Source organism: Nostoc sp., from assembly GCF_036917465.1.
Lineage (GTDB): Bacteria > Cyanobacteriota > Cyanobacteriia > Cyanobacteriales > Nostocaceae > Nostoc.
Window position 1 is genome coordinate 1 of record NZ_JBALDL010000013.1, and the last position, 16,077, is coordinate 16,077.

The following is a 16,077-nucleotide window of genomic DNA, read 5'->3' on the forward strand; positions in this document are numbered from 1 at the left end:
ACATTGTTTTGTTCCCTATGCCTTTACTGGATGGATGCTGAGGGTGCGAAAAAACGCTTACCTAATTTATTAGAGCCATTATATCGGCGATCGCTCGCTTCCGGTTATCACTGGTTAGCAATGGAAAGTGCAGAACTCCTATCCAGGCTCAAACCTAGTAGTAACTACAAAAAAGAAGCAGAGGCACTGCGAGAAGATAGCAACTTTCATTCCATCGTAGACTTAATTCGACCCCAAGAAGCTTGGGAAATGTGCCTCAATGCCCTGGCAAACCTCCAAAAACAGCCACAAACATCCCTAAAACCAGAATCCGAACTGCGTTTAGCATGGTTCATAACCTTCTATCCCAGCAGATGTGTCTTGCAACCAAAGGAACAGAAAATTAATGCTAAAGGCGAGTGGAGTAAAGGCCGCCCCATAGCCCTCAAACGTTTGAGCAATGCATTATCTGAGTTTGATTACATCACATCCCAAGATATGCGAGTATGTAGTTGTATTGAGATATATAGTGAGGGCTATTATGGCAAAGTTGATTATACCTTCGGTGAAAAAGCTATCTCTGCCTTAATTGGACACCCGTTGGTTTTTTGGGAAGATACACCTACTATCCGTGTAGAAATCATCAAGGGAGAACCGGAACTACTAGTTAAAAAAGAAAAACTTGGTCGTCTCACCTTGGAATTTTCTCCCAAATTACCAGAATCACAGAATATTCTGCATATCAAAGAAACCCCAACCCGCATCAAAGTCATTGAAATTACTGTCGAACACAGACGCATCGCAGAGATTATAGGTAAGGATAATAAATTAAACGTACCTGCCTTCGCCGAGAAGCAAGTTTTGGCAGCTATTAATGCTGTTTCTGGCATCGTCACTGTGCATTCTGACATTGGTGGCGGCTCAGAAGGTGCAGAAGAAGTACCCGCCCAGACTTTGCCCCATATTCACCTTTTACCTGCCAATGCCGGCTTGAAAATCACCCTGTTATCGCGTCCCTTTGCCCAAGGTGGCCCCTACTACCGTCCTGGTACAGGTGGTGAAACTGTCATTGCCGAGATTGAGGGTAAACGTCTCCAAACCAGACGAAATCTATCCCAAGAGAAGCAACTTGCCGCCGACGCTGTAGCCGCCTGTCCCAGCTTGGCTCGAAGTGAAGAACAAGATGGTGAATGGGTAATAGTTGAACCAGAGTCATGTTTAGAACTGCTGCTAGAACTGCAAGCGCTGGGAAATAAAGTAGTCATGGCATGGCCAGAAGGAGAAAAGCTGCGTATTAGCCACAATGCCGACCTGAAAGACTTTAATTTATCAATTCAACGTCAACAAGACTGGTTTGCAGCAACTGGTGAGTTGAAGTTGAATAACGACCTTGTGCTAGATATGCAGCAACTACTAGAACTATTGGAGAAAACCCCCAGCCGTTTTATCCCCCTTGGTGATGGTCAATTTCTGGCTTTAACTCAAGCTTTTCGGAAACGCCTCGACGAATTGCGGATGTTTTCGGAAAAAAATAGTAAAGGTATTCGTTTTCACCCCTTAGCAACATTAGGGTTAGAGGATTTTGTCGATGAGGTAGGTAAGGTAAAAGCAGATAAACACTGGAAAACACATAGAGAACGTCTCAAAGAGGTGAAAAACCTCCAGCCGGAACTGCCATCTACCCTTCAAGCAGAATTACGTGACTACCAGATGGAGGGTTTTTGTTGGCTAGCGCGGTTAGCACATTGGGGTGTAGGAGCCTGTTTAGCAGACCAAATGGGACTCGGTAAGACCTTGCAAGCACTCGCTGTCATTCTCAGAAACGCCGATAAAGGGCCAACTCTAATTATTGCGCCCACTTCCGTGTGTATGAATTGGGTGAGTGAAGCGCAAAAGTTTGCCCCAACCCTAAATATTATTCAATTTTCTGGTGCTAACCGCCAAAAATTATTGGATGGGTTACAACCATTGGATATGTTGGTATGCAGTTATGGTTTATTGCAGCAGGAAGAAGTAGCTCTAATGCTCTCTGGTGTACACTGGCAAACTATTGTCCTGGATGAAGCCCAGGCAATTAAAAATATGACCACTAAACGTTCTCAGGCAGCCATGAACCTAAAATCTAATTTTAAGTTGCTGACTACTGGAACTCCCATTGAGAATCACCTGGGTGAGTTGTGGAATTTGTTCCGCTTTATCAATCCTGGGTTATTGGGTTCTTTTGAAAGCTTCAATCAACGCTTTGCTATCCCCATTGAAAAATATCAGGATAAACTTGCACGTAATAAACTCAAAAAACTGATTCAACCATTTCTATTGCGCCGCACAAAAAATCAGGTATTAGAAGAGTTGCCGTCTCGTACTGAAATTCTTCTTCATGTAGAGTTAAGTCGAGAGGAAAAGGCATTTTATGAGGCATTGCGCCGTCAGGCAATATCTAAACTTACCGAAAGTGATGCAGATGCTGGAAAGAAACATTTACAAGTTTTGGCTGAGATTATGAAATTACGTCGCGCTTGCTGTAATCCTAGCTTGGTTATGCCTTCATCTGAATTACCCAGTTCCAAGTTGCAACTTTTTGGTGAGGTGCTGGGTGAACTGCTGGAAAATCGTCATAAGGCGTTAGTGTTTAGTCAATTTGTTGACCATTTGCACATTATCCGCAATTATCTGGAACAGCAAGGTATTAATTATCAATATCTAGATGGCAGTACTTCAGTAGCAGAGCGCAAAAAACGGGTAGATGCCTTCCAAGCTGGTTCAGGAGATGTCTTTCTCATTAGTCTCAAAGCCGGGGGTACAGGACTTAATCTGACTGCGGCTGATTATGTCATCCATACAGACCCTTGGTGGAACCCTGCTGTGGAAGATCAAGCCTCAGACCGCGCCCATCGGATTGGGCAACAACGTCCGGTGACAATTTATCGTCTAGTTGCAAAGGATACTATTGAAGAAAAGATTGTGCAACTGCATCACCATAAGCGAGATTTAGCAGATAGTCTCTTAGAAGGTACTGATATGAGTGGCAAGATATCAACGTCAGCCTTGTTACAGTTAATTAGTGAAGGATAAGCTGTCCCGCTTAGATAATTTTAGATTTTTGATTTTCTGATTGCACAAGCTCAAGACCAACTCAACTCTAATCAACTATGCCCAAGACTTGGAATTTAAAGATAGATAGCTATTTTCAAGCCAACCCCAATTGCATCATCGCCACCGCCCATGTAGATACATTCCCTACAGACCTGCCACTAGAACCCAACATCAGGGAACCAAACCGCAAAAGCGCGACATACAGGCAAATATTCGACTCAGTGACGACTCAACCGGAGAAATTCTTCTCCCGTCACAGTGGAATAACTCTCTGTGTAAATAAAATTAAACCCAACAAAAACAAAACCGAACTTGAACTCGAAGTTTTAGAAGCAAGCGAGGGTGGAAGTGATGGGATCATCAACGGCGGTCATACAGTTTTAGCGTTTGAGCAAGCGAAAACTTACAAATATGACCTAACAAGTGCCAGAGTCAAAGTCACCATCCACATTGGATTGGTGGAAGATGAAGCCAAAGATATAGCCCTGGCTTCAAATACGACAACGCCAGTAGATTCGCGTTCTAAAGTCAACGCCAGAGGAGATTACAAATTCATCAAGCAGTATTTAGCCTCCTTAGAAATCGAAGAAGATAGAAAATTCCGCATCGCTTATTACCAGAATCAAAGCGGCGCTCCCAGAAATGCTCAGTGCAATGTAGTTCATTTGCTGAAGCTGCTTTACTGCCTCGACAGAAATAAATACAACCCCGACAGCAATAAACGAGCCAAGCACCCAGCAAATATGAGTATCCCCTCTCAAATCAGCGATACTGAGAGAGAAAGGTTAACCGCGCTACTGCCTCTACTCTCTCAAGCCTTGTGGATAGAGCAAAGACTGTACGAAATAATCCAAGAACATATTAGCAACCCCAGAAGAAAGGGTGTGAACGATTTAGCGTCTATTGATATACGCAAGACTACTTTGTTGCCTGATAGCAAGTATTCATTTGGTTTCGGTGCGCCAACGGACTTGGCACTACCAATAATTGCATCCTATCGGGTGTTTTTGGATCAAGACTATAAATGGATTCTGCCGTTTAACGAATTCGCTGAAGACTTTTTGCAACACGTGTGGACAAACTATTTTCGCAAATACTTAATATCGGAGAAAACAGCAGGGAATACAGTAGGTACGAAAATCAGCCGTAACCAAGAAATTTGGGAAAGCTTGTATATTTCGGCGCAAAGCTATTTAAATCAGCACTTGGTGAAAATGGTTAGCTCTGGCAAGAAGCGGGAAAAATTGACGCTGACATCGGGCTAAAGTTTTTATAGTACATTAATACTAACAAACAACGCTAGTATTAGGTCATCCTACCTGATCCTCATCACTTTTATAAGTCATCGCTTTGGGCTTCCGTTTTCTGAGAGGAACTATTGTTGATTTTCTGGGAGGTTGAGGAGGGCGGCATTTTTCACATGGACGTAGGCAGACCTTACCACATCTGCTGCAACGCGAATCAGAAGCTGACTTCACAGCAGTACGATTTGTTTCCAATCCTTTGAGTAGCGGCTTCGGTTCATACTGTCCTACCCGACAACTTGAACGTTAGTTAATTCTAATTAAGATACTCTTTAAGTTTTTTGCCAATTTGTTTTAACCAATATCTTACCGTTGTACGGTGAACTCCTCTTTCACATTCACCTGCTCAAAATTCCATACTATTGACGTATAACTTTAAGCATTCGTGCTTTTTTTCATCTAAGTACTCTCTTCGTTTACCATTTTTTCTAATTTCAATAGACTCACGGTATAGGCATTGTATCGTAAAATACCTCATTTTATCCCTTGATTATGCAACGCCTAAAAATGACATAACATTGTCTCAAAAATTTTGCCTAAACTGATATAACGTTATCTCATAAGTGGGAGTGTGAAATATAGTAACTAAGAAAGAGAAAAAATTATGCCTGCCAATTTGACCCTTTCGATTGAGACAAACGCTGGAGGAGTGGCAAAAAGCACTATTTCATACAATCTTGCGTATGAATTGGGTGTTCGTGGCTATTCGGTAGCATTGTTAGACATTGATCCTAATGAATCATTGACACTATTTTGCGGATTAGGAGAAGTTAAAACACAGGGAACGATGGCAAATGTTTACGATCCAGACTTCAAAGGGAACTGGCCTTTAGTTACAGCTTGGCAAAGTAAGATTGATAAAATTCAAGTTTGTAAGGGTGGAAAAGAATTGCACGAAACAATTCGAGCAGTTTCAAAGGATCTGCGTGGAGCTTATACCCTTGCAGATCGATTGAGTGATTTTCCACTATTTCACGATTTTGTAATTATTGATTGTCCTGCAACATTAGAGCCTTTACCACTAACCGCTCTTGCAGCTTCTAGCCACGTGCTAATCCCAATTCAACCTGAATACAAGGCTTCTCAAAGTGCTGCTGCGATGATTGAGTGGTACTATTTCAACTGCAAGCGGTTGAGATTGAAACCGACTCCGAAAATATTAGGTATAGTTCCTACTCGTTGGAAAAGTGATTGGGGAGCGCATAGAAGTATTGTTGAGGAACTTCCCCTAGTCTGTAAGAATTTGGGAATTCAGTTTTTTAGCCCAATTCGAGAATCAGCGGATATTCTTAATGCTTCTGGGAGAGGGCTACCTTTAGGGATTTATAGACCGGGCAAAGATGCAAGAGGAGATTTTACGCCAATTGTTGACGCATTAGTTCAAGAACTTAATCTAATAAGAGGTTAATAGATGACAAAACCAAACAAACCGAGTGTACTTGGAATGTTTGCTTCTGCTGCTGATTCACAACAGAGATTTGAGCTTGAAGAGCGAGTAGAAGAGTTACAGGCAGAGATTACAAGATTAAAAGATGATCAGGCACAGGGAAAGCTTGCTGAAGAAGAGCGTAAACTCCTCAATCAAACTATTGAAGACCTACGAGAACATTTAAAAGCATCTGGAATTTTCAAAATTCACTACAGCGAAGTAAGACCCAATCCCAAACAAGTAAGGCAAACATTTACTTCGGATAGTATTCGGAGTATGGCTGTTTCAATTAGAGAGGAAGGGCAACAAGAGCCAATTATATTACTACCGGGAAATCTCATTTTTGATGGAGAACGGAGATGGAGATCGGTTGCAGAAGAGTTACAGCCAGAAATTGAAATGCTTGATGCAGTAATGCTTCTGAAAGAACTTTCTGAAGAGGAATTACATGCACGCACCTTATTAACTAGTCTTCACCGAGAAAGCTTGAATGAGCTAGATTTAGCCGAAGGTTTGATTCAACAGGCTAAGTTAGCCTTGGAAATTGAACAAGAAGAAGTAGTTAAAGCTCTTAGGAGAGTAATAGCTAGATTAAACGCAAAAAAACTGTTGCCCCAATTAACTGAATTGGTTATTTTAACTAGAAAAGAGCAATCAGAAGGCATTAAAGAATTTAATTTAGACGAAATAGAGCAAAATATTATTCTGTTGTTACTACGTTTTCAACAAAATCCAGCATCAGTGGATGCAAATATTTTTCCTTGCTTACGGCTTTCAGGAGACTTAAAAATTGCGATTAGAGAATCAGGACTTGGTGCAAATCATGCCCGTTCACTCCAAAAACTAAATTCTAAAAATTTAAAAATTGAGGAAACTAAAACTCTTAAAATCCGACAAGATGCTACATCAGAAGTTTTGCAAAAAAGGCTAACAGTAGCTCAAACTCGTTCTCTCGTTGCCCAAACTATTGCTGAATATGATCCTGAAATAAAAGCTAAACCAAGTCACCAAATCAGTTCTCTAATTCGAGATGTCTCAGCAACTAAGATCGAAGATATCCAGCAAGAGCAACTGAGAGATTTATTGGCTGTATTACAAGCTAAGGCAAAAGAGATTCTGAAAAAATTAGACTAATACTATTTAGTCAGACTTAGTTTACCGAACCGGAGATGTCAATGGAATCTACCCAACGCCCATCTAAACCACTTAAACAACAACCAAAATCCAATGCTACTGTATCGCAATCTAACCAAAATCCTACTAATGAACCAATAGAGCAAACTCCGGTTAAATCTCAGCCCCACCATACACCTATTGCGAATGAGCCATCGCAGCAACAACTAGAATCACTTTCTCAGTCACTCGACTTGTCGCAAAGCGTCTACACTGACCCCGATGATGAATCGCCACAAAAGTCGAAACCACAGCGATCGCCTGAATCGAGAAGAGTCAAACAGGAATTATCAGCAGAACGGTTTCAGCATGTGAAATTTTTAGACTGCGACCAAGCAGTGAGCAGGATTATATTTGACTGCTGGCACTGTCAGCAAGGAATACTTAGTGAGTACACTGGAGAACCTGTGATGGGAGAGTACAAAGGCCGTCCTTCACTGATTCAAATAAAAATCCAATGCCCTAATTGTGAGCAGACGGCTATCAGATTAATAACAGGGGAAGTGCTTTCAACAACAGCGATTCCTTCACCTTGGCAGCAATGATGACACACACCCTCTTTAAGAGTGACTGGTAAGAGATATTAACGATTAATAATGCAAAAACTGAGATTTTTAACTTCTATAATGACTGCACTAACGGCGCACTAACTAGTTGCAGTACCGCTACTACTGAAGAGTATGAAGCTACAGCACTAACTAGTTACACCTGGCAAGTTAAATATGCCAATAACCTAACTAGTGAACCACAACCCCGTATTGAAACTTTTGCTACTACTTCAATGCTGAATCGGAATGGAGTAAAACCGTCAGGAGCAGTTGTTGGGCCAGATGACCGGGGGTTATGGTGGCCTACTTTACCGCCACGACCAAGTGTTGATGAAGTTGAACAACGCAAAAAATCTCAAGAAGAGGCAGGCAAACCTGAACTGGTAAAAGATGTAAAGTACAAACTGACCTATGGAGTGGGTAATACTCAGAACACGCTACCTACTAACTATGAAGTTTATCGGCAGATCGTGAAAGCATACCCGACACGGCAAGCTTTGGAATTAACTTTGGGCGTGAATGATGATTCAGTCGAAAAAGCTGAACCTGTAAGCAAGTAATAACTCTAAGTTACGTAAGAAACAAGAAGTTATAGATGAAGACTGAATTGCTTTTCAACTATCAGTATTGACCTTATAAGCCCAAGTGACAATCTCAATTCTTGCAATAGCCTGTCCAAACGAGCAATTTATCGTAGGTAGATTGCAAGTCGATCAGAACCTTGGCTTATTTCTTGCAGAGAACTAAATTACTAAATTTGGTAATAAAAAATTGACAGTAAAAGTATAAATCAAATAGTCAGCCATCTAAATTAATTTCTACTGCGTTGATAAAAAAGATTTCAAAAATTGCTTGTGGGGGCTATCTGGGGGCTATATATACCCCAAATATAGTTCAGTACTTTTGGAAGAATATGACCCCTGCATAGGGCATATATAGGGGCTGCGTGGGGTATATTTAACTTAATCGCATTTTGTACCCCACTTAGCCCCCAAGGGTTTATGATAAGCTCTTGAGACTGGAGAAAAAAGCAGGGGGCAGAGGGGAAAAATTTATAGCAATTTATTTTTATCTCCCCTGCTCCCATACTCCCCCTTTGCACCAGAACAGATAACTTTCACAAATCAAAGCGTATTGACTCATCCCCATGTCAAACATTCACACATTACAAAAAATTTTTCCTGCGGGTTTCGATAACGGCTACGGAAGCCTAAAACTTTTAGTCGAAGGCTTTGAAGTAGTTCGTGTGCCCAGCTATATAACTAATGCCGAGATGGAAAACGTACCAGGGCGTGTAATTTTTAACGGTACAGCTTACACCGTTGGAGAGTCAGCTTTCCGCACAGGAAATTATTTCGACCGCAACACGGACAATAACGAAAATAAAATCAACAACGCATTATTGACATTATTGGGTGCATTAGCACATCTGCCACATCGTAAAGCTTGGCATTTAAAATTAGTCGTCAGCTTACATGATGTTGGCTTGGCTGACCAATTGCAAAAAGTACTAAGTGGAGAATATCAGCCGATACTTGCTGGCAAACAATCAGACGTGAAGGTAGAAGTGCTGAAAGTTGTGCTAGAGGGGATGGGTGCATTATTTGGGCATCCACTACCGAAAAAGCTAACGATTTTAGACTTTGGTAATGGTACTACCCTGTATTCTCGTTACAACCGGGGTCAACGAGAAGTTCACACCGCCTACCCCATAGGTGTAGAAGTTCTCATCGATGATATTTCCCAAAAGATGAAACATTTAAATGGCGGAAAAATCGGGGATGCATCAAAAATCCGATTTTGTCTGGAAATGGGGCATACGAGATACAGCCGTGACATCGATATTAAAGATATATACAGTGCGTGTTTGAAAGACTGGTATGAAAAATACTTGAAGAAAGTGGTGAATCTGACACTTGATGCCAAGCACCAGGGGGATGAAATCTGGGCGATAGGTGGAGGCTGTCTGTTACCAGGATTTAAGAAGCTCTTGGAGAAGAACGGCTTCAAAATTCTGGACAATCCGGTGGAAGCCAATGTCTTTGGACTTTTAGAGATGGCAAAAAGTATCACTAGCAAGAATCCAACGAGTACATCTGGGAAACTATAGCAATGGCAGATAAACAAGACTTTGCACCGGAAAAAGTTCGCCTCAAGGATAATTACCGAGAGCGCATATTTGCAGAATCGCAAAAACTAGATAAAAGTTACTTAGACACGCTTTACTTTATAGTTGATTGCTATTTTGTTTTTATCAAAGCTGGATTACCTGCACAATCTGTAGCAAATACACCGATTAATACGGAGTCAAATCAACTACCTTCAACGACTTCAACTCCAGTTATAGAGGAGAAAGAGGAGGATTCTTCAGGAGAAACATTCAGCCTTGATTTTGATTTGTAGCTGTCAAATAATTCCGTGTTGACTGATTTTGTGAGATTTACCCAAGCAAAAACATGCCAGTTAATTTAATAATTTTAGTTGCGGCGGTGATTGTAGCTTTGATAATTTTCAGGGCATTACTGGATTTATTGAAGACATTCCTCAGTACAGCAATCGCAATTGTTATCATCGTGATTATCTTGAAGGTTTTAGGATTTAGCCCACAAGACCTGATGCACGAAATTGTTAACCTACCTCAAATTATCAACCATTTGCTCGGCGGGAACAAGTAATAATTGCACTATGTAGTTAGAAATGGGAGCAACGCGAAAAAGTGAGATCGGGGTTTAGTTCTCAATTACACCCTTATATTCTCAACAAAAGCTGATTTTTTACTTGCGATCGCATTCTGAAACAAGCTATATACGTCCCAGGTTTCAGAACCTCACAAAATCGCGTTGCTCCCTTAGAAATTTGCATTTCTGAAACCCTTATTGGATAAGGATATTGACGAAAAAATAGGCTAAATTGAAAAACGCCTTAACCATTGCTATTAAAGGATTCTTATACTTTAGATGCGTTTGCCCTGGATTTGACCCCGACTCAAACTGTGATAACTGGTAACTGATAACTGTTTTAAGGTGGTATTATCAACAGAGGAGTTGACCCGTATCGAAGCGGCGATTCCTTGATTAGAGATCGCTGGAACCCGCTACAACGAGCATCAGCTCAAGATGTTAGATAGCGAACTATTTTCAGCACTTATTAGGGGGAAGTTGCGGATAAGTAAGTGCAAATACGGTTCGGTTAGCGAAAGTTATCTGTGCAGGCTAGATGGGGGAGATGGGGCGATAAAATCTGGGACAAAGCCCCAACTTCAACGAAGCTAAAGGGGAGTAAGTTGGGGTAGTTTACATGTCAACAGAACCAGAAGAATCTGAGGTATTTACAACACCGCCATTTCTGAGCCAACGTCACCAAAAAATTCGCAATCTAATTTTAGATTATGCTATGGGAATAGCACTCATCGGGTTAAATCCGATTCGCGGGACTTTAACGTTGACGCTGCTGGTTGTTGGGGTTTTGATACTGAAAATGATTTGGAATATAGGTGAAGAGTGGAGCTATAGCAAAGGTCAAGACCCAATGGCCATCGCCGGAAACGTCTTTGGTATTTTGGGGGCTTTTGCACTGGCTTTTATGGCTTGGGTGACCATTTTCTGTGGAGGGTTGTTGATACCTCTGTTTTCCGGATTTGCCATTTCAGCGGCTTTGTTTACCCTGACTTGGACGTTGGGACAGGTAACTAACCAATTCTATGCCAGTGGTAGTGCGGGAAGGCAACGATGAGGCTTAGGCGTAGGCAGATTTTGCTTGCAGGATTGACATTGGGGATAGTGGCAACTATTTCTCGCAATTACCAACGACTGCGAGCGCACAGCAAGTTAATGGCATTGGCTCAAAAGGAATCTCAAACGAACCTCCACGAGCTTTTGAAACAAACATTTGAAGCCGATGCTAAAAAAATCAACAAAGGAATAGAAATTCAGGCATCGCTAAAGCTGACTCCATCCAACATTTCCTATGATCGCAGCGTATCTAAACTTTTGATCCAATGTAGTAAATTGGGGACTCAACAATACCTATCGGGCAAGGTAAATCCCTCCTTTGATGGGTCAATAAAATCCTTACCTGCATATACTTCCCATCTAGATGGCTATACTCAGATCGCATCATTAAAGGGTTTAGAAGATGTACAGAGTTCAGAAACCATTCAGGTTGACGTGCCAGTAACTAACCATTCCTTAACTGCTACTCAAGACCCAGTTGAAAATAATTTAGATGCGGCACAAACAGCGATTGGTCAGACTGTAAAACAAGCAGTGAAACTGAAGCAGCTAATTCCCGTCTACTTCGGCTTTGTTCTGATCTCTAAAACTGCCAATATCATTATTTTTCGTGGTACTCAAAGAACAACTGAATGGATTGGAGATATATTGCTTTTCCAGAAAAACTATGATGGTTTTGCCAATAGTAAAATTCACTCTGGTTTTGCCAAAATTTATAAAGACCTGGCAGGGCAAACTCGTGAAATCGCTAATCACTTAAATCCATCTCTGCCTTGCTATATATCAGGGCATAGTCTAGGAGCAGCCCTTGCTACCCTTGCAGCAGTTGATCTTGCACTTTCAGTTCCCAAACTCAAAAAGCAAATCCGGCTATATACCTATGCTGGTCCACGGGTTGGCAATCCAAGCTTTGCTCAAATGCACAGTCAGCTAGTTCCTAACAGTTATCGCATTTTCAATTTAGCGGATTCTATTCCTCTCTCACCGCCGACCATCTTTCGGAAAGATGTATACTCACACGTTGGAGAAGCATGGTCTTTTTTGACACAGCATGGTGACGTTCTACCAAACCATGCCGTTGATACCTATCGGACTGCCGTTAACAGAGAAGTAGAGACTAATAAAGCTCGCACTTACCCTACTTCTGGCTGAGAGTAATTTTTAGCAGCCATGCTGAGGGCAATACTGCTCGGTTAAGAATATTTGTAGGTTGGGTTTCACTTCGTTTAACCCAACCAAGCCCCGGAAATATTGGGTTTAGTTCCTCAACCCAACCTACGAAATTTAAGCTTTTGAGCTTAACCGAGCAGTATTGAATAATATCCCCCATCGACTCAACAAACTCAGAGGCAAGGGTGGGTGCTGGGGGATGGTCAACCATGTGGGTGAATTTAGCTGCACCGTCAAAAGCTGGGATGGCGAATATACCGTAGGATGGCAGTACCTGAAATCGTACAACTACTTGCCTGCTGAGTGTGAGCAGATGCGGGTGATTTGCGATGCCTACGGCGGGCTGTTCGGTGTCGCATCAGTAGGCTGCGGGAAAACGAGAACTTAGAACAGGCTGCCCGTGCTGTGCTGAAGCATCTGGGGGAACTGAAGCGACCATATTTAACGGACGTGAAGGAGAAATTGTTGGGTTTGATAGAGCTTGAATATGGGGTTGATTAGTGTTGCAGTAAATTCTGATAAATTACCATCGGATTCGAGATTGGTATGGGCAAACACCCTAGCTCTAAAAAGAAGTTACAATCAATAAAGTGCCCTTCAAGCGTGATGATTTCTTACCTGCAAACAGACTGGAGACTAAAATGACCCCAGCAGTAATCGCTACACCCGTAAATGAATCACCCTTGTTATTTGAGGGAGTGACCTGGAGAGAATTCAAAGCAGTTGAGCAGTTGCTAGAGCGCCCAGGATATCGCCTATCTTTCCTAAATGGAATATTGGAGATCCGAAGAATGCCTGGAGTTGCACACGAAACCGTCAAGGAAAGGCTTGGTGCATTACTGGAACTGTACTTGCTTGCGTGCGGCAGGGTTGGACTTTACTCCAACTGGTTCAATGAGATTAGAAAGTGAATCGGGTGCAGTGAAGCGAGAAGCAGATAAATCCTATAAACTTGCGCCTGGTCGAGTACGTCCCGATTTGGCGATAGAAGTGGTGGGGAGCAGTGGCGGAATCAACAAACTGGAAGCATACAAGCGGCTGTTGATTCCGGAAGTGTGGTTCTGGGAAGATGGCGTGTTATTGGTTTATCACCTACGCTATGAAGGCGACGGACTGCATTATGAAAGGGTTTCCAGTAGTGAAGAGGTTAAAGGGATCGATCTAGATTTGTTGTTACGCTGCATTAATATGGTGAATCATGTTGATGCCATCAAGACTTTTCAGCAAGCACTTCAGAAATAGCTGGTAAATTGCTCCACTCAATTCAGTTTAGCTTAGTTTTCGCTATGATAATTTGAATAGAATAGAGACAGCATTAGCAAAAATAGTTGATCTCAGGTTGAGCGATTGCTGTCCCGATTCAAGCGAGGAAAGCCCAAGCAATCGCTCCTCAGAATTTACCAGTTGTTTGGGGATAGCACGCTACTAAAGTAGCGACTAAAGTAATTTGATTGTGATCGCCCCTCAATACAAGCGACCTAACAGTGCGTCTCTTAGTCCCTGTACGTTCGCTCTCCCCAGTAATGAGGGGAGTGACTGACCGCCTCACCCGTTACGTTGCTGACCAAATTCTCCACGTTCGGGTTTTGAATTATACTAGTGACACACTCGCTTTGTGGTGTAGTATCCCCGGTGATAAGTTTTTCTACCAACAATACCAAATCTACGAGAAGAGTGCCCTTGATGGTACACCCGCCTCAAGAAGCAACGCCGGGCAGCAATTAGCTCCGATGGGGGTGTTCGCAATAGTTCAGAGTGTCCAGACACAAATCCTGTAGATATATCGGGTGATTTAGGCTCTACTGAAGTAGCAACTATAGGACTTGCCATACCCAAACCCAGAACTGCTGTTACTAGAGCAATTCCTGAGAACAATGATGTTTTATTCATTCTCTATCCTCCACGATAAAGTTCATAAAAGTAGATATAACTGAGCCTTACGTTCTGTTCGCAAGATTTGTTTAGCGACGGGTTCACAAACAAAGTGCGATGGTTCAAGGTCAAGGGTCCGCAATTGATTTGTGATCGCGCTTTGTTCGCCATCTGTCTTTTTACTGGTTGCCGCGTTAGTGAAGCTCTTAAGCTCCAGACACCGACTTCAAAGGAGAAACGTTAACCTTTACGAAGTCTACCACCAAAGGGAAATTTAGTTCTCTGCCCTGGGGAGCGTAGTTTACCATACTTCAACCCAACCCTTGGAGACGCTCTTAACTGGTACAACAAAGCTCAGGGCAACACAAGAGATATTGGCACAGCTAGTCTGTCAATCCACCGCACATTTGAGGAGTATTGCAGAGACAAATTTGGATACACTCACCGACGTGTGAATTATTTCATAGCTGGTTCTGTAGTATTTGACAATATAGCGACGGGAATAAATTGTTCCCAAAACAAAGAAGTAGACAAAACTCGACTTAACCTCTCACGAATCTTGCCAACTAACGAAAGACTCCAAAACACTTAACAATTTCTCTTCCACAGCAGTAAGATAAGGTCGATTCAGTTTCCCCAACGCCTGCAACAGACTTTTGACTGTCTCCTCCAGTGAATCGGAATACACCCGACCGAGGCGATAAGCCTAACGGCATGGCTTCGCTTACCGCAAATCACCTGCATTTGCTGACACTCCTGGGGCAGGTAGTTGAATGACGGGAGCAATGCGATTTTGTGAGGTGCTTAAAATTCGGGTACTAAATCACCTATTTAAGGCTGCGATCGCCACCGAAAAAGCGGGTACGCCATCGCAGCCAAATAACTGTTTTTATTGAGAATTTAGCTCTCTAACTGAGAATCAAAGTCCGATCTAACAAAATCGCATTGCTCCCTGTGAGAGCTAATTCATCAGCGATCGCCACCGAAAAAGCGGGTACGCGATCGCACTCATGACAATATGATCTGGGAACTTGAACGGATTTAGTGTCATATTAATGATCAGTGGCACAAATATCAGCGCACAGACCAAGAAACCAATTAATAAGCCAGCAGCGTTTATCAAACTCCAGTAGCGTCCCAAATAACCAAGGCGGAATTCCAATATCCACTCCTGCACTGGAAGCATTGTGATATAAAATGCCATTGCTGCACAACTATTCGGACTCTGACATTCTCAAAGAACCTGCTAAAAATTTCTCTAGAGCTTCTTTAAGTGACCCTATAAAGGCAGAAGAACGGCTAGTTTGCATTGCTCATTTCTTCACTAATACGGCAACTGGTGGGGATAGTGGAAGCTCTAAGGGGAGAGCTAGAGGAACTATTCAAATTGACCGCAAAACCGCCGATGGCAGGACACCTTTAAAGGTAGCTACCATGAACGGCTTAAATAATGCTGACGGTGAAGCCGAGGTAGATAAAAAGGTGACAATTCCACAGTGGTTGACACCTGAAAAAATATATAACCATTTCAGCAAAAAAACTATCAACTTTGAGGAATAAAAATGATTAAGTTTGACAAAAATACATTTTTATTGGGTTTTATTTGTGTTCTGGTATTTGTTTCATTATTTTCTCTACTCGCTTCATTTCACGGCAGTTTTGAAATATCTAAAAATGAAAAACTTATGTGGCTATCTATCTGCATGGCTAGTAGTTCGTTTTCACTTTTATTAATCCATTTTATGGATTAATAAAGGATAGCCCGCCTGTTTTTTTTC

General features: G+C 42.1%; 18 protein-coding genes. 15 read left to right on the top strand and 3 right to left on the bottom strand.

What is annotated here, in order from left to right:
* The 11 genes from V7K38_RS02645 to V7K38_RS02695 all read left to right on the top strand — a co-directional run.
* Window positions 1–3,051, top strand: a 3,051-nt coding sequence (locus tag V7K38_RS02645) for a DEAD/DEAH box helicase (RefSeq protein ID WP_334855212.1), incomplete at its 5' end; no start/stop codon positions are given.
* Window positions 3,052–3,128: 77 nt separating this feature from the next.
* Window positions 3,129–4,337, top strand: coding sequence for an AIPR family protein (locus V7K38_RS02650; protein ID WP_334855214.1), 1,209 nt, complete (start codon window positions 3,129–3,131; stop codon window positions 4,335–4,337).
* A gap of 643 nt (window positions 4,338–4,980) precedes the next feature.
* Window positions 4,981–5,784, top strand: coding sequence for a ParA family protein (locus tag V7K38_RS02655; RefSeq protein WP_334855215.1), 804 nt, complete (start codon window positions 4,981–4,983; stop codon window positions 5,782–5,784).
* 3 nt (window positions 5,785–5,787) lie between these two features.
* Window positions 5,788–6,939, top strand: coding sequence for a ParB/RepB/Spo0J family partition protein (locus V7K38_RS02660; protein ID WP_334855218.1), 1,152 nt, complete (start codon window positions 5,788–5,790; stop codon window positions 6,937–6,939).
* 41 nt (window positions 6,940–6,980) lie between these two features.
* Complete coding sequence (locus V7K38_RS02665; protein ID WP_334855220.1) at window positions 6,981–7,523, top strand: hypothetical protein; 543 nt, start codon at window positions 6,981–6,983, stop codon at window positions 7,521–7,523.
* Window positions 7,524–7,588: 65 nt separating this feature from the next.
* Window positions 7,589–8,086: a hypothetical protein gene (locus V7K38_RS02670; protein ID WP_442940741.1), complete on the top strand. Its 498-nt coding sequence runs from the start codon at window positions 7,589–7,591 to the stop codon at window positions 8,084–8,086.
* A gap of 587 nt (window positions 8,087–8,673) precedes the next feature.
* Window positions 8,674–9,636, top strand: coding sequence for a ParM/StbA family protein (locus V7K38_RS02675; protein WP_334855224.1), 963 nt, complete (start codon window positions 8,674–8,676; stop codon window positions 9,634–9,636).
* A gap of 2 nt (window positions 9,637–9,638) precedes the next feature.
* Window positions 9,639–9,929 (top strand): hypothetical protein, encoded by a 291-nt coding sequence (locus V7K38_RS02680; RefSeq protein WP_334855225.1) that lies wholly within the window; start codon window positions 9,639–9,641, stop codon window positions 9,927–9,929.
* 53 nt (window positions 9,930–9,982) lie between these two features.
* A complete protein-coding gene (locus tag V7K38_RS02685) occupies window positions 9,983–10,201 on the top strand; it encodes a hypothetical protein (RefSeq protein ID WP_109012922.1) in 219 nt (72 codons plus the stop codon).
* A 622-nt stretch (window positions 10,202–10,823) separates the two neighbouring features.
* On the top strand, window positions 10,824–11,258 hold the full coding sequence (locus V7K38_RS02690) for a hypothetical protein (protein ID WP_334855226.1): 435 nt from the start codon (window positions 10,824–10,826) through the stop codon (window positions 11,256–11,258).
* The gene (locus V7K38_RS02695; protein ID WP_334855228.1) at window positions 11,255–12,409 is read left to right on the top strand and encodes a lipase family protein; all 1,155 of its coding nucleotides are present in this window, start codon (window positions 11,255–11,257) and stop codon (window positions 12,407–12,409) included. Before V7K38_RS02690 ends, V7K38_RS02695 begins: the two co-directional genes overlap by 4 nt.
* Here the strand turns inward: V7K38_RS02695 and V7K38_RS02700 are convergent.
* Window positions 12,396–12,638 carry a hypothetical protein gene (locus V7K38_RS02700; protein ID WP_334855229.1) on the bottom strand — a complete coding sequence of 81 codons (243 nt, stop codon included), beginning with the start codon at window positions 12,636–12,638 and terminating at the stop codon, window positions 12,396–12,398. The genes V7K38_RS02695 and V7K38_RS02700 overlap by 14 nt on opposite strands.
* Window positions 12,639–13,068: 430 nt before the next feature.
* Here V7K38_RS02700 and V7K38_RS02705 point away from each other — a divergent pair, with 430 nt between their 5' ends.
* Together V7K38_RS02705 and V7K38_RS02710 are read left to right on the top strand one after the other, a co-directional pair.
* Complete coding sequence (locus V7K38_RS02705; protein ID WP_334855231.1) at window positions 13,069–13,338, top strand: hypothetical protein; 270 nt, start codon at window positions 13,069–13,071, stop codon at window positions 13,336–13,338.
* A complete protein-coding gene (locus V7K38_RS02710) occupies window positions 13,322–13,669 on the top strand; it encodes a Uma2 family endonuclease (RefSeq protein WP_334855233.1) in 348 nt (115 codons plus the stop codon). Before V7K38_RS02705 ends, V7K38_RS02710 begins: the two co-directional genes overlap by 17 nt.
* 354 nt (window positions 13,670–14,023) lie before the next feature.
* Here V7K38_RS02710 and V7K38_RS02715 read toward each other — a convergent pair whose 3' ends face one another.
* Window positions 14,024–14,317, bottom strand: coding sequence for a hypothetical protein (locus V7K38_RS02715; RefSeq protein ID WP_334855234.1), 294 nt, complete (start codon window positions 14,315–14,317; stop codon window positions 14,024–14,026).
* Between the two features lie 755 nt (window positions 14,318–15,072).
* Here V7K38_RS02715 and V7K38_RS02720 point away from each other — a divergent pair.
* Window positions 15,073–15,195 (top strand): hypothetical protein, encoded by a 123-nt coding sequence (locus V7K38_RS02720; protein WP_334855235.1) that lies wholly within the window; start codon window positions 15,073–15,075, stop codon window positions 15,193–15,195.
* A gap of 65 nt (window positions 15,196–15,260) precedes the next feature.
* Here V7K38_RS02720 and V7K38_RS02725 read toward each other — a convergent pair whose 3' ends face one another.
* Window positions 15,261–15,503 (bottom strand): hypothetical protein, encoded by a 243-nt coding sequence (locus V7K38_RS02725; RefSeq protein WP_334855237.1) that lies wholly within the window; start codon window positions 15,501–15,503, stop codon window positions 15,261–15,263.
* Between V7K38_RS02725 and V7K38_RS02730 the strand changes: the two genes are divergently transcribed.
* Window positions 15,497–15,859, top strand: coding sequence for a hypothetical protein (locus tag V7K38_RS02730; RefSeq protein ID WP_334855238.1), 363 nt, complete (start codon window positions 15,497–15,499; stop codon window positions 15,857–15,859). The genes V7K38_RS02725 and V7K38_RS02730 overlap by 7 nt on opposite strands.
* Window positions 15,860–16,077: the final 218 nt, after the last annotated feature.

Coding starts and splice junctions, on each gene's coding strand:
- V7K38_RS02650 (WP_334855214.1), top strand. CDS start 3,129: ATGCCCAAGACTTGGAATTTAAAGATAGATAGCTATTTTCAAGCCAAC.
- V7K38_RS02655 (WP_334855215.1), top strand. CDS start 4,981: ATGCCTGCCAATTTGACCCTTTCGATTGAGACAAACGCTGGAGGAGTG.
- V7K38_RS02660 (WP_334855218.1), top strand. CDS start 5,788: ATGACAAAACCAAACAAACCGAGTGTACTTGGAATGTTTGCTTCTGCT.
- V7K38_RS02665 (WP_334855220.1), top strand. CDS start 6,981: ATGGAATCTACCCAACGCCCATCTAAACCACTTAAACAACAACCAAAA.
- V7K38_RS02675 (WP_334855224.1), top strand. CDS start 8,674: ATGTCAAACATTCACACATTACAAAAAATTTTTCCTGCGGGTTTCGAT.
- V7K38_RS02680 (WP_334855225.1), top strand. CDS start 9,639: ATGGCAGATAAACAAGACTTTGCACCGGAAAAAGTTCGCCTCAAGGAT.
- V7K38_RS02685 (WP_109012922.1), top strand. CDS start 9,983: ATGCCAGTTAATTTAATAATTTTAGTTGCGGCGGTGATTGTAGCTTTG.
- V7K38_RS02690 (WP_334855226.1), top strand. CDS start 10,824: ATGTCAACAGAACCAGAAGAATCTGAGGTATTTACAACACCGCCATTT.
- V7K38_RS02695 (WP_334855228.1), top strand. CDS start 11,255: ATGAGGCTTAGGCGTAGGCAGATTTTGCTTGCAGGATTGACATTGGGG.
- V7K38_RS02700 (WP_334855229.1), bottom strand. CDS start 12,638: ATGGTTGACCATCCCCCAGCACCCACCCTTGCCTCTGAGTTTGTTGAG.
- V7K38_RS02705 (WP_334855231.1), top strand. CDS start 13,069: ATGACCCCAGCAGTAATCGCTACACCCGTAAATGAATCACCCTTGTTA.
- V7K38_RS02710 (WP_334855233.1), top strand. CDS start 13,322: ATGAGATTAGAAAGTGAATCGGGTGCAGTGAAGCGAGAAGCAGATAAA.
- V7K38_RS02715 (WP_334855234.1), bottom strand. CDS start 14,317: ATGAATAAAACATCATTGTTCTCAGGAATTGCTCTAGTAACAGCAGTT.
- V7K38_RS02720 (WP_334855235.1), top strand. CDS start 15,073: ATGACGGGAGCAATGCGATTTTGTGAGGTGCTTAAAATTCGGGTACTA.
- V7K38_RS02730 (WP_334855238.1), top strand. CDS start 15,497: ATGCCATTGCTGCACAACTATTCGGACTCTGACATTCTCAAAGAACCT.
- V7K38_RS02725 (WP_334855237.1), bottom strand. CDS start 15,503: ATGGCATTTTATATCACAATGCTTCCAGTGCAGGAGTGGATATTGGAA.